General features: G+C 69.0%; 15 protein-coding genes and 1 rRNA gene. 8 read left to right on the top strand and 8 right to left on the bottom strand.

The window, feature by feature from the left end; all coding sequences use genetic code 11:
* Window positions 1–123 (top strand): 23S ribosomal RNA (locus KEG38_RS38990); the annotation flags it as partial.
* A 185-nt stretch (window positions 124–308) separates the two neighbouring features.
* On the opposite strand, the gene KEG38_RS38985 is transcribed toward KEG38_RS38990, so the two are convergent.
* From KEG38_RS38985 to KEG38_RS38975, 3 genes are all read right to left on the bottom strand, one after another.
* Window positions 309–752, bottom strand: coding sequence for a DUF488 domain-containing protein (locus KEG38_RS38985; RefSeq protein WP_272425523.1), 444 nt, complete (start codon window positions 750–752; stop codon window positions 309–311).
* Complete coding sequence (locus tag KEG38_RS38980; protein WP_272425522.1) at window positions 718–948, bottom strand: hypothetical protein; 231 nt, start codon at window positions 946–948, stop codon at window positions 718–720. The genes KEG38_RS38985 and KEG38_RS38980 overlap by 35 nt, the downstream gene beginning before the upstream one ends.
* A gap of 76 nt (window positions 949–1024) precedes the next feature.
* Window positions 1025–1438, bottom strand: coding sequence for an organic hydroperoxide resistance protein (locus tag KEG38_RS38975; protein WP_272425521.1), 414 nt, complete (start codon window positions 1436–1438; stop codon window positions 1025–1027).
* Between the two features lie 208 nt (window positions 1439–1646).
* Between KEG38_RS38975 and KEG38_RS38970 the strand changes: the two genes are divergently transcribed.
* From KEG38_RS38970 to KEG38_RS38955, 4 genes are all read left to right on the top strand, one after another.
* Window positions 1647–3407, top strand: coding sequence for a DUF1549 and DUF1553 domain-containing protein (locus KEG38_RS38970; RefSeq protein ID WP_272425520.1), 1761 nt, complete (start codon window positions 1647–1649; stop codon window positions 3405–3407).
* A gap of 14 nt (window positions 3408–3421) precedes the next feature.
* Window positions 3422–4693, top strand: coding sequence for a DUF1501 domain-containing protein (locus tag KEG38_RS38965; protein WP_272425519.1), 1272 nt, complete (start codon window positions 3422–3424; stop codon window positions 4691–4693).
* Window positions 4694–4766: 73 nt separating this feature from the next.
* The gene (locus KEG38_RS38960) at window positions 4767–5750 is read left to right on the top strand and encodes a sigma-70 family RNA polymerase sigma factor (RefSeq protein ID WP_272425518.1); all 984 of its coding nucleotides are present in this window, start codon (window positions 4767–4769) and stop codon (window positions 5748–5750) included.
* A 96-nt stretch (window positions 5751–5846) separates the two neighbouring features.
* Window positions 5847–6263 carry a VOC family protein gene (locus tag KEG38_RS38955; protein ID WP_272425517.1) on the top strand — a complete coding sequence of 139 codons (417 nt, stop codon included), beginning with the start codon at window positions 5847–5849 and terminating at the stop codon, window positions 6261–6263.
* Window positions 6264–6276: 13 nt separating this feature from the next.
* On the opposite strand, the gene KEG38_RS38950 is transcribed toward KEG38_RS38955, so the two are convergent.
* From KEG38_RS38950 to KEG38_RS38935, 4 genes are all read right to left on the bottom strand, one after another.
* The gene (locus tag KEG38_RS38950) at window positions 6277–6915 is read right to left on the bottom strand and encodes a hypothetical protein (RefSeq protein ID WP_272425516.1); all 639 of its coding nucleotides are present in this window, start codon (window positions 6913–6915) and stop codon (window positions 6277–6279) included.
* 90 nt (window positions 6916–7005) lie between these two features.
* Window positions 7006–8250 (bottom strand): hypothetical protein, encoded by a 1245-nt coding sequence (locus KEG38_RS38945; protein ID WP_272425515.1) that lies wholly within the window; start codon window positions 8248–8250, stop codon window positions 7006–7008.
* A complete protein-coding gene (locus KEG38_RS38940) occupies window positions 8247–8888 on the bottom strand; it encodes an RNA polymerase sigma factor (protein ID WP_272425514.1) in 642 nt (213 codons plus the stop codon). Before KEG38_RS38940 ends, KEG38_RS38945 begins: the two co-directional genes overlap by 4 nt.
* A gap of 82 nt (window positions 8889–8970) precedes the next feature.
* A complete protein-coding gene (locus KEG38_RS38935; RefSeq protein WP_272425513.1) occupies window positions 8971–9708 on the bottom strand; it encodes a DJ-1/PfpI family protein in 738 nt (245 codons plus the stop codon).
* 205 nt (window positions 9709–9913) lie between these two features.
* Between KEG38_RS38935 and KEG38_RS38930 the strand changes: the two genes are divergently transcribed.
* The 3 genes from KEG38_RS38930 (at window position 9914) to KEG38_RS38920 (ending at window position 13753) form a co-directional block, all read left to right on the top strand.
* Window positions 9914–10954 carry a GlxA family transcriptional regulator gene (locus tag KEG38_RS38930; RefSeq protein ID WP_272425512.1) on the top strand — a complete coding sequence of 347 codons (1041 nt, stop codon included), beginning with the start codon at window positions 9914–9916 and terminating at the stop codon, window positions 10952–10954.
* Between the two features lie 413 nt (window positions 10955–11367).
* On the top strand, window positions 11368–12546 hold the full coding sequence (locus tag KEG38_RS38925; RefSeq protein ID WP_272425525.1) for a cytochrome P450: 1179 nt from the start codon (window positions 11368–11370) through the stop codon (window positions 12544–12546).
* Between the two features lie 70 nt (window positions 12547–12616).
* Window positions 12617–13753, top strand: coding sequence for a hypothetical protein (locus tag KEG38_RS38920; RefSeq protein WP_272425511.1), 1137 nt, complete (start codon window positions 12617–12619; stop codon window positions 13751–13753).
* Here KEG38_RS38920 and KEG38_RS38915 read toward each other — a convergent pair.
* Window positions 13750–14223, bottom strand: coding sequence for an HAD domain-containing protein (locus KEG38_RS38915; protein ID WP_272425510.1), 474 nt, complete (start codon window positions 14221–14223; stop codon window positions 13750–13752). The genes KEG38_RS38920 and KEG38_RS38915 overlap by 4 nt on opposite strands.
* Window positions 14224–14243 lie beyond the last annotated feature (20 nt).

The following is a 14243-nucleotide window of genomic DNA, read 5'->3' as shown; positions in this document are numbered from 1 at the left end:
TAGGTGTCCCGAGCCGCAAGGCTCCTAAAGACCCCTCGTAGACTACGAGGTTGATAGGCCGGGTGTGGAAGCGGAGCAATCCGCGGAGCTAACCGGTACTAATCGGTCGTGCGGCTTGACCATACCTTTGAGGCAAACGTCGAGAGGCGTGCCCAGAGCTCGGGTGACGAGCCGGCGCGCGAACGCAGCGATAAGACGCTCTACATTCCGTTGTCCGGAGTCTTCAAAGCCCGCGTGAGGTTTTTCTCACGCGGGCTTTTTTCATTCCATCCCCCCGGCGTCAGGCGCCCGGCGTCAGTCGCCCGGCGTCAGTCGCCCGCGGCGGCCTCGTGCTCGAGGATCCCGGCGAGCAGCGTCCGGTGGCACCGGGCCGGATCGACGCAGGACGACGAGCAAAGCAAGGTCATCCGCTCGCCGAGGTGGAGGCGCTCGGCGAGCGAGCGGATGAGGTCGCGCTCGGCCTTCATTTCGGCTCGGTACTGGCGCGCGAAGTCCTTCCACGGGAGCGGCGGGCCGCTCTTGCCCTGGAACGCGGCGAGCAGCTCGCGGCTCGGGCCCAGGTTTTTCGCCCAGAGGTCCCAGGTCTCGTCCTCCTTGCGCACGCCACGCGGGCGGAAGCGGCACACGAGCACACGCAGCCCATCGTCACGCTCGACGGGGTCGTTCCAGCGTTTCGTCTTGAGGGGCAAGCGCGCGGCCTCGTCGTGGCCGCGCTCTTCAGAACCCGCCGTCCTCGCCGCTCGATGAGCCATGGCCATTCCCATCGTGCCGCGCCGGGCCCGGCCGACCTCCCTGATGCGTCCCCCCGGGGTTCTCGCCGGTCTCGTACCGGTGCGAGCTCTCCTCCGAGGAGATCCCGCCGTGCTGCGACTCGGCGGCGCGCCGCTGGGTCTTCTCGTCGGCGTGCTCGGGCTGGTTTCGACCGGGATCCTTGGGGCTTTTGTTCATGCGACGTCTGTGGGGCGAGGCCCGCGCGACGCCAGTGTTCCCACCGGATCCGCGGGGCCGCGCCCCGATCGAGACGTCAGGCCACGGAGAGCTTGACGTCGATGTTGCCGCGCGTGGCCTTCGAGTAAGGACAAGCCTGGTGCGCTGCGTGCATCAGCGTCTCGGCCTGCTCGCGCGGCAGGTCCGGGATGTGGCCGATGAGCTCCACCGCGAGGCGGAAACCGCCTTCCTCCGAGCCCAGCGAGACCTTCGCCGTGATCTCCACGGGCCCGGTCTGGATCTTCTGCAGGCGGGCGACGAAGGCGAGCGCGCTGCCGAAGCAGGCCGAATAGCCGAGCGCGAAGAGCTGCTCGGGGTTCGTCCCCTCCCCGCCCGGTCCGCCGACGCTCTTGGGCATGCTGAGCCCGAGATCCAGCTTGCCGTCGTCCGTCTTCACGCGCCCCTCGCGCCCGTTCGTCGCCGTCGCTGTCGCCGTATACAAAACCTTCATGACTCGCTCCTCTCCGATGCAGATGCGGGATTCCTTTTTGGCCGCGGGACCGCGGCCGCAATCGAAATCCGCGCGGCTGTCGTGCTCCCGCGGAGCGTCCGCCGCACCGCTCGGGCGCGCGGCAGGACGTCCGCAGGCCGCGGCCGCAAAAATCGCCGCGTTTCGAGCGGTCTCGAGCGCTGGCATCGGTCCTGCTTGGGCCTTTCGCATGCTTCGACGGACCTCGGCTTCGGTCGCGCTCGCCCTGCTCTCCGCTTGCTCGGGGGGCGGAACGGTGGGCCTCCCCTCCCCGACCGCCACGCCCTCATCGCCGACCGCGACCGCGACGTCGGCGCCCGCGGCGACCGACATCGTCAGCCGCATCGACGCCTTGCTCGAGGCCGAATGGAAGGCCGCGGGCGTAGCTCCGGCCAAACCCGCCCCCGACGCCCAGTTCCTCCGCCGCGCCTGGCTCGATCTCGCGGGCACGTTGCCTCCGCCCGAGGTCGTCACCACGTTCCTCGCCGATTCCGCGCCGGACAAGCGCGTCCGGGCCGTCGACGCGCTCCTCGCGAGCCCCCATTTCGCCGAACGCTGGGCCGCGTACTGGGAGGACGTCCTCATCCGCGACGTGAAGGGAAATCTCGTCGACCGCGCCGCGTTCCGGGCCTTTTTGCACGCGCGGTTTGCCGAGAACGCGCCGTGGGATCGGGTCGTGCGCGAGCTCGTCGCCGCGACCGGGAAAAGCAGCCCCGGCGGGCCCGCGCGCGAGCGCCGCATGGCTGCGCAGAACGATGCCGCCGAGGCCGAGGCCGAGGGCGTGAACGGGGCGACGAACTGGGTCGTCCAGTACCGGGGCGGCGTCGAGGACCTGGCCGGCGCGACCGCGCGCACCTTCCTCGGCGTGCAGATCCAGTGCGCGCAATGCCACGACCACAAGACCGAGAAATGGACGACCACGGACTTCCGCCGCTTCGCCGCCTCCTTCGCGAGGACCCGCGTGAAGCCGGTCGAGGAAAAAGAAAAGGGCATGGCCCGCGCGTTCGAGGTCGAGGACGGCAAACGCGGCCGGGTCGGGAAAAAGGCCACGGACGAGGCGCGCGAGATCGCCACCCTTGCCCCGGCCGCGCTCGACGGGACCGAGCTCGAAGGTGATACGCCGCGGGCCGAGCTCGCCGCGTGGATCACCTCGAAGGCGAACCCCTGGTTCAGCAAAGCCCTCGTCAACCGCGTGTGGGGGCTCTTCTTCGGGCGTGGGTTCGTCGAGCCGGTCGATGATCTGCGCCCCTCGAATCCGCCGCGTGCGCCAGCCGTGCTCGACGCGCTCGCGGCCGATTTCGCGACGCATGGCTACGATCTGAAGCACCTTTTGCGAACGCTCTGCGCGACACGCGCGTACGGGCTCGCGGGCGGCCCGCCCGCGGCGGAGGCGACCTGGGCGGCGTTTGCCCCGCGGCCGCTGCCGGCGCCGGTGCTGCTCGACGCAGTCCTCACGGCGACGCGGCTCGATCCGTGGCTCGAGGACACGCTCGGCGAACGGGCCGACGCGCTGCGGGCGAAGATGCGCGAGCGGTTCCGGTTCGTGTTCGACGTGGACGAGGAGGGCTCGCGTGCGGAGTTCGACGGGACGATTCCGCAGGCGCTTTTGCTGCTGAATGGCCCGCTCGTCGGTTACGGGTCGAGCGCGCTCGCGGGCGCAACGCTCGCGGACGTGCTGGCGATGCAGGGCGGAGATGCGGCGAAGATCGAGGCGCTTTACCTGCGCACGCTCTCGCGCAGGCCCACGGCCGAGGAGATTTCGCGCTGGGTGCGCTTCCTCGACGAGGCCGCATCCGCCCCGGAGGAGCCCGCCGCGAAACCGACCGGCCAGGGTCCGCTCGGCAAGATCGGCAAAAAACGAGGCTGGGTCGCAAAGTCGCCACGGGACCAGGCCTACGAGGACCTCTTCTGGGCGCTGCTCGATTCGACCGAGTTCGCCTTCCAGCACTGAGACCGGAGGACGCCATGGACACCCAGGACAAACGCATGACGATGGATCGACGGCGCCTGCTCCAGGCTGGTTTCGGAGGGCTCGGGGCGTGGCTCGCAGGGCGATGGCTCGCGACGCCCGCGGCGATGGCTGCCGAGGCAAAACCGCGCGCGGACGCTTGTATCGTGCTCTGGATGAACGGCGGGCCGAGCCACGTCGATACGTTCGACCCCAAACCAAACACGAAGGAAGCCGGGCCGTTCCGCGCGATCAAGACGAGCGCGAAAGGCGTGTCGATCTGCGAGCACCTGCCGCGCGTCGCCGCCGAGGCGCACCGTTTCGCGATCCTGCGCGGCATGACGAGCCGCGAAGGCAGCCACGAGCGTGCTCGGCAGCTCGGCCATACCGGGCATATCCCGAATCCGACGGTCGACCACCCGGCCCTCGGCGCGTGGGTGAGCGCGCGACGCGGCGATCCCAACGCCGAGCTGCCCGCGTTCGTAAGCCTTGGCGGTCCGAGCGCGGGCGGCGGTTTTTTCGGGCGCGCGCATGGCCCGTTCGTGGTGCGCGAGCCCGGGCGACCGCCCGAGGACATGGCGTACGGGCCGGGCGTCTCCGCCGCGCGATTCGACCGGCGGCGCGCGGCCCTCGCGATGCTTGAGGACTCGTTCGAAAAAGAGACGCAAAGCGCGGCGGTGGCCGAGCGGCGCGCGGTGTTCGCGCAGGCGGTCAAGATGATGCGTTCGCCGGCCGCGGCCGCGTTCGACGTATCGAGCGAGCCCGCAGCCGTGCGCGAGGCCTACGGCGACACGGCCTTCGGGCGTGGTTGCCTCGCGGCGCGACGGCTTGTCGAGGCGGGCGTGCGGTTCGTCGAGGTCTCGCTCGACGGTTGGGACACGCACGAGGACAATTTCGAGCGGACGAAGCGGCTGATGGGCGTGCTCGATCCGGCCATGAGCGCGCTGATCCGTGATCTCGCCGAGCGCGGGAAGCTCGATCGCACGCTCGTCGTGTGGATGGGCGAGTTTGGCCGGACGCCGCGCCTCAATGGCCGAGGCGGGCGGGATCACCACCCCGCCGCATGGAGCGCCGTGCTCGCGGGTGGCGGCATACGTGGTGGCATCACGCTCGGCGCGACGGACGCGCAGGGTGAAAAGGTGGTCGAGCGACCGATCGCCGTGGCGGATCTGTTTGCCACGATCACCTCGGCGATGGGACTCGATCCGCTGGAGACGGTCCCGTCGCCGGGCGGACGTCCGATCACCCTGACCGACAGCGGGCAAGTGGTGCGCGAAATCGTGCTGTAGACGGCGATCGGGGTTTGTCCCCGGGGGGCGAACCTGTTACGACACGGCCCCGATGGCAGATCTCTCGTCTCCGATGAAGCACGCCGCTGGCTTCGACGTCACCCAGGCGACGGCGCGGCAGCTCGAGGAACATCGCGCCGCGCTCACCGGGCATTGCTACCGCATGCTCGGGTCGGTCTCGGAGGCCGAGGACGCGGTGCAGGAGACGATGCTGCGCGCGTGGCGGAGTTTTGCCCAGTTCGACGGCCGTTCGTCCTTGCGCACCTGGCTCTATCGCATCGCCACGAACGTCTGCCTCGACGCGCTCTCCGATCGCTCGCGCCGCATCCGCCCGATGGAGTGTGGCCCCGTCGGCACGGTCGACGACACCCTCACCACCCTGCCCGCTTCGAGCTGGATCGAGCCCATCCCCGACGCGCGCGCGCTGCCCGACGACGCGACCCCGGCCGAGCTCGTCTCGATGCGCCAGAGCATCCGCCTCGCGTTCGTGGCCGCGCTCCAGCACCTCCCGCCGAAACAACGCGCGATCCTGCTCCTCACCGAGGTCCTCGGCTGGGCGGCCGCGGACGTCGCCGAGAGCCTCGGCACCTCGGTCGCCGCGGTGAACAGCGCCCTGCAGCGCGCCCGCGCCACGCTCTCGACACGTGATCTCACGGAGGAGCGGGCGCCGCTCGCGGACGTCCAGACGACCTTGCTCAACCGCTACGTCGACGCGTTCGAGCGGTACGACATGGACGCCTTCGCCGCGCTGCTCCACGAGGACGCGACGCTCTCGATGCCGCCGTACTCGCTCTGGCTGAAGGGGCACGGATCCATCCTCGCCTGGCTCGTCGGGCGTGGCGCGGGGTGTCGTGGCTCCCGGCTCGTGCCGACGGCCGCGTGTGGCTCGCCGGCCTTTGGGCAGTACCGGCCCCCACACGCGCCGGGCGAGAAATACAAGCCGTGGGCGCTCATCGTGCTCGAGCTCCGCGACGACCGGATTGTCGCGATGAACTCCTTCCTCGACACGGCGGCGTTTTTCCCGCGGTTCGGCCTGCCCATGGAGCTCGAGCCGTAGCCTGCCTGCCGAGGGCCGAAACTTTTTTTCTTCGGACCGATGAGTTTGGACCCCTCGCTGGGTCCATACGACGAACCTACCAGCACGGAGGCGCACATGACCACGACCCGTTCTCGCATGCTCTTCGTCAACCTCGCCGTCAAAGACCTCAAGCGCTCGGTCGACTTCTTCACGAAGCTCGGCTTCACGTTCAACCCGCAGTTCACCGACGAAACCGCGACGTGTATGATCGTGAGCGAGCAAGCGTTCGTCATGCTCCTCACCGAGCCGAAGTTCAAGCAGTTCACGACCAGGCAGATCTGCGACACGCGCGCGTCCACCGAGGGCCTGTACTGCCTCTCGTGTGAGAGCCGCGAAGAGGTGGATCGGCTGGTGAAGACCGCAGTGGAGAATGGCGGGTCGCACGCGATGCCGGCGCAGGATCACGGCTTCATGTACGGCTGGAGCTTCTACGACGTCGACGGCCACCACTGGGAGGTCATGTGGATGGATCCGGCCGCGCTCCAGAAGTGAACGCGTCGCGTGATCAAGGGCAGGCCGCCCCGGTGCAGAAATAGGTCAGCTTGGCCGTCTCCCCGGGGCTGCAGTCGCCGTCGCCGATCAGGTCGAAGAGCTTGAGCCCCGCCTGCTCGCAGGCCTCGTAGGCCGCTTGCTTCAGCAGGTCGCCCGGCTGGCAGGTGACACCGTCGCCGAGCGATCCGCTCGCGCAGATGGGCGGGGGCGGCGGCGGGGGATCGACCGGCGGCGGGGGATCGACCGGCGGCGGCTCAGGCGGCGGCGGACAACATTCGTAGTGCGCTTGGGTCGTCATCCAGCCGCAATCGCCGCCCTGGTAATCGAAGGCCGTGAGCCCGAGGCCGTCCTGTTGGCAGATCGCATAGGCCTGATCCTTCAAGAGCCCCGGATCCTCGCAGGTTTCGCTTTCCACGACGCCCTGCGTGCATTCGGGCGGCGGGGGCGGCGGGGGATCGACCGGCGGCGGCGGCAGCTCATTGTCCTCGCTCACCTCCCCCTCCCCGCCCCCGTTGTCCTTCCCGTCTCCTTCGAGCGCGCCCTGCTGCGCCGATTCCGCCCCGCTTCCGTCGCGCACATCGGCCGTGCAGGCGACAACCCCCGAAGCAAGAAGGGCGAACACGAGTGACTGCAATCCATTCGACCAACGCATGGGTACCTCCACGCGCCCCGGTGCGGGGCGCCGTCGTAGCATCCGTTTTCCTTCAATCGCGAGGCCGCCCCGCGTTTCCTCTTTTTTGCGTCAAGGCTCGCAGCAGGTGAAACCGACCTTCGTGGCCTGACCGACCGGACAATCCCCCGAGGCCTGGAGGTCGGCGAGGTTGAGCCCGAGCTCGCTGCAAGCCGCGTAGGCCTGTTCCTTGAGGATGGACCCATCGATGCAGGTCACGCCGTCGCCGAGCGCCCCGCTTTGACAGACGAGTGGCGGAGGCGGAGGTGGCGGCGGAGGCGGAGGCGGATCGACGATCGGCGGGCAACACGTGTAACTCGCTTGCCGCGTCATCCACCCGCAATCACCGGTCGTGTACTGGAAATCCACCAACTGCTGGCCCGCGAGCTGGCAGACCTGAAAGGCCATGTCCTTGAGCAAGGCCGGATCCTGGCACGTGGCGCCGTCGCCCACGGTATCGGTCATGCAAACGTCGACCTCGGGATCCACGCATTCGTATTCGGCGCTCCGGAAGAGGCCGTCGCCGCACGGATCGAGGCAAGTGATCTCGGCGGCGAGGACGAGGCCATTTTCGTCGCAATCGAGCTCGGCGCGTTGCTTCCACGTCTCGGGCGTCGCGCAGGACGACGTCTCTGGCGGTTCGACGGGATCGGGCGGCTTCGGCGTGCTCGTGTTCGGGCCGCGGACGCCGCCGCTCGCGCCGTAGACGGGTGCGCGGGAATCGCCAGCTGTGGCTTGTATCGGCGACCAGAAGACGAGTCCGCCTTCGTCGCCTTCGTCCGCGGTTCCGCCGGGCGTCATCAACCGAGAACGAGGCCCCGAGGGCACCTGGTTTTTCGGGCTCCGCAGATCACGATCCATCGGCCGCTCGGGGACCGATTCGAATGGAAACGATGAATCCGGCGGACGCCACGAAGGGGACGGCGCGGGCGGCCGGGAATCCGGCGCGCTCGGCATCGGGGGACGCGGCGGATGGAAGGAACGCGGGTTCGTCTCCGGCGCGCGCTCGGACGCCGGGGCCGCGTCCGGATCGGCCACGAATTCGGTTTGTTTTGGCAAAACGAGCCCGGAGCGCGCGCGCGGCGTGTCGTCGTCGAGCGAAAGGAAAAGCACGGTCGCACAGACCATCACGAGCGCCAGCGGACGCCCGAGCCTTCGAATCGACGGGGCCCCCGAAGCGCGCGGCGGCTCCGCGGCAAGGCTTCGCACGCGCGCGCCGAGCCGCGCCGCGAGCGCGGGATCCGGCGCGGCCTGCGCGTACAGCTCGTCGGCGGCGCGCAGCCGCGCGAGCAGATCGTTCGGCGCGGGCGTGGTCACGGAAACCCCCCCCAGCCGTCCTTCTTCAGCCTCTCGACGGCGCGCTGGATCAATTTGCAGACATATCCCTTGGAATGACCGAGGATCTGGCCGATCTCCTCCTGCTCCTTGCCGTCGAGCCAATACATCGAGAATGCGACCTGTTCCTTGACGGGCAGCGCCGCGATCGCCTCGATCGCGCGGCGCAGGTCGTCGCGGGCCATCACCAGCGTGTCGGGCTGCTGCGGCTCGGGCTGGTGTTCGCCGAGAAGCCAGCGGATCGGCGCGAGCGAGCGGAATCGCTCCCGCCGCAGGCGGCTCATGCAGCGGTTCGTGGTGGCGCGATAGAGCCAGCCCGCAAGATCGTCGTGGTCGTGGAGCGCGGGAAGCGCCTTCATCAGATCGATGAAGACCTCCTGGGTGATGTCCTCGGCCCAGGCGACGTTGCCCTTGCCGTAGCGCAGCGCGAGCCGATACACGAGCCCGTGGTGCTCGCGGTAAAGAGCCTCGACCGCGCTCGGCGAGGCCGTCCGGGGCAACTCCGCGGCGCGTGCTTGGGAGGCCTCGGCCGGGGGCGGACGCTCCGGGGCGAGCCTCTTTCGCGCGAGGGGCGCGAGGAGGTCGGCGACGTCCGGGGGGGCGAGGTTCGGGCTCGGCACGAAGGAGCTTCTTTCGCTCCCATCATGCGCGAGGGCCCGGCCAGTTTCCTCGGGGGTGCGTTTTTTCGAGGTGGGGGCCGGATCAGCGGATCTCGAGCCGGCGGGCGGCGCGGAGCCCGACCTCGCGCGTCGCCTCCGTCAGGGGCGCGAGCGCGGCGAGGGCCTTCGCCGTGAGCTCGGGCCCGGCGAGATCGGGGCGGCCCGTGCGGTAAGGCGGCTCCGGGGCGTATTCCATCTGGAGCTCGACTTCCCGCCCGATGTCGTCACCCACGAGGCGACCGACCAGGCGCAGCGCGAGGTCGAAGCTGCCCGAGACCGGGCCCGAGGTGATACGATTGCCGTGCTCGACCACGTTCGCCTTCGTCGGCGTCGCGCCGTAATACGCGAGCTGGTCGTGCATGTGGAAGTTCGTCGTGGCGCGATACCCTTTGAGCAGGCCCGCGGCGCCGAGCACGAGGGCGCCGGCGCAGACGCCGGACACCCATTTCGCGCGGCCCCCGTACTCCGCCACGAACGCGAGCGCCTCGGGATCCTCCATCACGTTCGGCGGAATGGCGCCGATGTGGAGGAGGTCGAGGTTCTTCGGGCACTCCGCGAACGTGGTATTGGCCCGGGTCGTGAAGCACGGGACCCCTTCGAATTCGTCCTTGTTTTTCCAGACGAGGTAGAGTTCCGTGTTCGGCAGGGTGCCGAAGACCGTCTGGATGCCGATCACGTCGGGCATGAAGTATCCGGGGCACACGAAAATGGCCACGTGAAGCTTCTGCTCGATGGGGCGGCTCGTGGGGACCTTGAAAGGGTCGCTCGGTCGAAGGCTCATGGACAGGTCCTTTCGCGCGCGCGGGGGTCATGCGCCGAGGCGCTCGCGCTGCGTGAGCGCCACTATGAGCCCGCGCGGAGGTGCCAGAAGGACAACGGACAGGCATTTCCTGCCACGTCGCGGGCAGGCGATCGTGGATCACGATGGCAGGAAATGCAGGTTCCTTGGCTTCAAAGACAAGCCCGTTTCGGGTAGGATCCGTCGCGTGCAGCGACGTCCCCCCACGAAAAAGAACGCCCCGCGCACGGCCCCCGGCACGCCGCAAAACCCGGCCCCGCGCAAAATCGTCCTCGTGATCTACGACGGGGCCAGCTCCATCGATTTCGTGGGTCCGTTCGACGTGTTCGCGTTCGCATCCGATGTGGCCAAGGAAAAACATCCCGGCGCGCCTCCAGCGTACGTGGTGGAGCTTGCCTCGACTTGCGGCGGAGCCGTGCGGAGCTGGTCCGGGATGCAGGTCGTGCCGCACCACGCGCTCGCGGATCTGCCTCGGGACCTCGACACAGTGCTCGTCTCGGGCGGCGATTACCATCGCGCAGCGGCCGACCCCCAGCTACTCAGCTGGCTCCGCGCTCGCACGCCCGAGGTGCGGCGCATGGGATCCATTTGCAGCGGCACGTTCATCCTCGCAGCCGCAGGGCTCTTGCGCGGCCACCAGGCGACCACGCACTGGGCAGGCGCAGCCCTGCTCGCGCGCCAATACCCCGATATCGAGGTCGAGCCCGACGCAATCTTCATCCGCTCCGGAAAGATGTACACCTCGGCGGGCGGCTCAGCAGGAATGGATCTCGCCCTCGCGCTCGTCGAAGAGGATCTCGGCTACGACGTGGCGCTCACAGTGGCGCGAGCGCTCGTGTTATTCCTGAAGCGGCCAGGAGGGCAATCGCAATTCAGCCGCCCTTTGCTCGCGCAGACGTCCGCCGCGGGGCCACTGCAAGGCCTCGTCGAGTGGATCGTACGCCACCTCGACGCCGATCTCCGGGTCGAGGTGCTCGCCAAGAAAGCCGGCATGAGCGCCCGCAATTTCGCACGGGCATTCACGCAATCCATGCAGACGACGCCGGCAAAATTCGTAGAAGCAGCGCGACTCGAAGAGGCGCGCTCATGCCTCGAAGGAGGACGCGCATCCCTCAAGCAGATCGCGCGGAAATGCGGTTTCGGAACGGACGAACGGATGCGGCGAGCCTTCCAGCGCAACCTCCGCGTCACGCCAGAGGCCTACCGCCGTCGATTCGCGCGCTCGTGAAAGGGGCGCGGAGCGGGGCGTTGCCCCGCACCCCAGCAGGGGGCTGTCCGCCCCCTGCACCCCGGACCAGGGCAAGCCCTGGACTCGTGGTGGAAGAACTGCGCGATGCGCAGTTCTTCCAAGAGGCCGGTGCAAGACCAGGAAGGTGCGTTGCACGCTGGCGGCGGTCACGTTGCCAGTTGAATCGTCAGTGGTGGGCAGGGTCGCCCCTGGTCTTGACCTGGCCTGTTCGATGAACTGCGCATCGCGCAGTTCATCGACCCCGAGTCCAGCGCTTGCGCTGGTCCGGGTCCAGGGGCGGACAGCCCCTGGTGGGGCCTGGGGCAACGCCCCAGCGACGCCCCAACGAGCTGGCGCGGGGCGTGCTCGAGCAGTGGCGTGGTCCGCGGGCGCGGACCGGGAGGTACACCGTGATGGTAGAACGTTTTGATTTCCTGTCGCCCTCGTTCCGGGCGGATCCGTATCCTCGTTATGCTGCGATGCGGCGGTCCTCTCCCGTGTGCCAGGTTGATCCTGGCGGCATGTGGGCCGTGAGCCGCTGGGAGGATGTCCTATTCGTGCTGAAACATCCGGGCATCTTCTCCTCGCAGGGCTTCAAGGCGGCCTGGGAGCCGCCGTGGGTTGGGTACAATCCGCTCGCGCATTCGATGCTCGCGCTCGATCCGCCGGCGCACACGCGGCTTCGCGGCCTCGTCGCCCGGGCGTTTGGCGCGGGCACGGCGAGCCGCCTTGCGCCGAAGGTCGAGCGCCTCGCGGAAGAGCTCGCTTCGAGGCTCGTGGGCGAGATCGATTTCGTCGACGCGTTCGCGAACCCGCTGCCGGCGTTCGTCATTGGCGAGATCCTTGGCCTCGATCCCGCGCTGCACGTGCATTTCAGGCGCTGGGCCGACGACATCCTCTCGGTCGCGCTCGAGCCCCGAAGCGAAGAGCACGCCGCGCAGGTGCGGACGACCATCGCCGAGCTTTGTCGTTATCTGCGGGAGGTCGTGGCCGCGCGGAGGTGCGAGCCGGCGGACGATACGGTGAGTGAGCTGATCCGCGCCGAGGTGGAGGGCCAATCCCTCACGGAGCAGGAGATCGTCGATTTCCTGGTCGTGCTCCTGCTCGGGGGCCTCGAGACCACGACGCACCTGCTCGGCAGCACGATGATCCTCCTCGCCGAGCAGCCGGCGCTCTGGGACAGGCTCCGCCGAGAGCCTGCGCTCGCTGCGCCGTTCGTCGAGGAAATGCTCCGGTACGATGGCCCGAGCCACTCGCTTCCGCGCATCACCACCGCGGAGGTGACGCTCGCGGGCGTGACGATTCCGCCGGGATCGCTGGTCCTCGCGCTCCTGGGCTCGGCCAACCGGGACGAGCGTCGGTATGCGGAGCCGGACCGGTTCGACATCGAGCGCGGCTCGCAGGGCGGTTTGCAGTTCGGACACGGCGTCCATTTCTGCATCGGCGCGCTCCTCGCGCGCATGGAGGCGCGGATCGCTTTGGAGGTCCTCACGCGGCGGTTTTGCCGGGTGGAGCTCGGCGCGGACGAGATCCGGTACAACCGGACGCTCACGGTGCGCGGGCCGCTCTCACTTTTGCTCCGGTTCTCCTGAGCTCGGGCGGCGCCCGGGGCCTCTCGCGACGCGCGCGGACGGGAACGTTTTTTGAAACGGTCTCCACGTCATGACCGCGCAAGCCCCGTCCGCCGTGAACGCCGCGATCCCCTTCCCGCTCGAACAGTCGGCCGAGATCGGCTGGGCGGATGCGCTCCTGCTCCGGCTCGCCTCGACCACGATTCGCCGGTACAACGAATCCGCGGGCGATGCGGGCCCCGCCGCGACGGGCGCGACGGAAGCGGGGGGCGGCAAGTCGATCCTTCGGGGCGGCGCGATGTTCTCCGCGCTGGCCGGCGGCGGCGTCGGCCTCGTTTCCACGGGCGGCGCACTGTTTACCGCCGGCACGCAAGGCCTGGGTGCGCTCGTCGCCGTCCCGGCGGCCGCGCTCAGCGCCGCGCTCGACGCCGCGCTCCGCCTCGTGACGCATACGTACACGGCCTGCCGCCTCGCGGACTGCGTCGGCCTGCGCTTCGATGCGGACGACCCGGCCGACGTGTGGGCGCTCTTCAAGCTCGTGCAGGGCGCCACGCAGGCGCCGGAGGAGCAGGATCGCCCGGGTGCCGACCTCGCGCGCCTCGCCCGCACCGACGTCGAAGGCGCCGCGCAGGGCCTCGCCGCGCGCCTCTTCGGCGAAAGCCTCGTCCGCGGCATCGTCCCCTTCGTCGGCATCGTCGCCTCGGCTGTCACGAATTACCAGGCCACGCACACGCTCGGACAGACCGTGCTCCGGTACGTGCGTTATCGTGCCGCCTTCGACCGCGTCCTCTCGGACGAACGCCTCGTGCCTGCGAAAGATCGGCTCTTCGAGGGCCTGTGGTTCCTCTTCGAGGCCGACGGTCGGCTCCGGCCGGAAGAGACGGCGCTCCTTTTCACGTTCCTGCGCGGCTGTGAACCCGAATCGTCGATCGGCCTCGACGAGCGGCTCGCGGATCCGATCGGCTGGTACATGCGGCTCGGCGAGATACCGACCTCGGCGCGGGCGCCTTTTTATCATGCGCTCGAAATCGGCGCGGCCGTCGACGCGCGCGCCTCGATCCGGGAGCGCAAGCTCCTCGCGCATGCGGCCGAGGCGCTGGGCGTCCGGTTCGACGAGGCCCGCCTCGAACGGATGATCCACGAGATGCACGAGCGCGGCCTGTTGCCTTCCGAGCTCTCCCCGGAAGGGCTCATGCAAAGGGAGGAGCTCGGGCGGAAGGCGGCTTAGGGGGTCTCTCCCAGAATGTCGATCGCCATCTCGACGTGCGCGTCGAGCAGCCCCGTATCCGACTCCGTCTTCACGTGGTAGGCGGCGAGCCACTCGAGGTCGAGATCGTCGAGAGCCACGAAACTCTCGGGCCGCTCGGGGCGGGCGTCGATCCATTGCATGATTTCCATGCACCGGGTTTGACCGGGGTTCGGATCGGGCAGGCGTGCCGTCCTCGGATGCAGGATGGGCGTGTGATCGAGGACCTCGCCCACGAACCCTTCCTCGGCAAGAAGCGTCCGCAGCGCGTCGACCGAGTTCCATTCCCGCCAGCTCGAGCTGACCACGACCCGCGCGCCGGTGCGCTTCACGATGGCATTGAGCCGCTCGACGGCCGGCTGGCTGAATCGCTTCCGCTGCTCACTGGGCTCGTTGAGCAGCATGAGGTAATGGTTCAGCACGCCGTCGAAGTCCAGGAACACGATCTTCATGGCGGATCGAGGACACCACG

The organism is Polyangium jinanense, from assembly GCF_028435265.1.
Classification (GTDB): Bacteria; Myxococcota_A; Polyangia; order Polyangiales; family Polyangiaceae; genus Polyangium; species Polyangium jinanense.
The sequence above is the reverse complement of the archived record's forward strand: the minus strand, read 5'-3'. Positions and strand labels throughout refer to the sequence as shown.

Coding starts and splice junctions, on each gene's coding strand:
- KEG38_RS38975 (WP_272425521.1), bottom strand. CDS start 1,438: ATGAAGGTTTTGTATACGGCGACAGCGACGGCGACGAACGGGCGCGAG.
- KEG38_RS38965 (WP_272425519.1), top strand. CDS start 3,422: ATGGACACCCAGGACAAACGCATGACGATGGATCGACGGCGCCTGCTC.
- KEG38_RS38960 (WP_272425518.1), top strand. CDS start 4,767: ATGAAGCACGCCGCTGGCTTCGACGTCACCCAGGCGACGGCGCGGCAG.
- KEG38_RS38920 (WP_272425511.1), top strand. CDS start 12,617: ATGACCGCGCAAGCCCCGTCCGCCGTGAACGCCGCGATCCCCTTCCCG.
- KEG38_RS38925 (WP_272425525.1), top strand. CDS start 11,368: ATGGTAGAACGTTTTGATTTCCTGTCGCCCTCGTTCCGGGCGGATCCG.
- KEG38_RS38980 (WP_272425522.1), bottom strand. CDS start 948: ATGAACAAAAGCCCCAAGGATCCCGGTCGAAACCAGCCCGAGCACGCC.
- KEG38_RS38950 (WP_272425516.1), bottom strand. CDS start 6,915: ATGCGTTGGTCGAATGGATTGCAGTCACTCGTGTTCGCCCTTCTTGCT.
- KEG38_RS38985 (WP_272425523.1), bottom strand. CDS start 752: ATGGCTCATCGAGCGGCGAGGACGGCGGGTTCTGAAGAGCGCGGCCAC.
- KEG38_RS38955 (WP_272425517.1), top strand. CDS start 5,847: ATGACCACGACCCGTTCTCGCATGCTCTTCGTCAACCTCGCCGTCAAA.
- KEG38_RS38970 (WP_272425520.1), top strand. CDS start 1,647: ATGCTTCGACGGACCTCGGCTTCGGTCGCGCTCGCCCTGCTCTCCGCT.
- KEG38_RS38915 (WP_272425510.1), bottom strand. CDS start 14,223: ATGAAGATCGTGTTCCTGGACTTCGACGGCGTGCTGAACCATTACCTC.
- KEG38_RS38935 (WP_272425513.1), bottom strand. CDS start 9,708: ATGAGCCTTCGACCGAGCGACCCTTTCAAGGTCCCCACGAGCCGCCCC.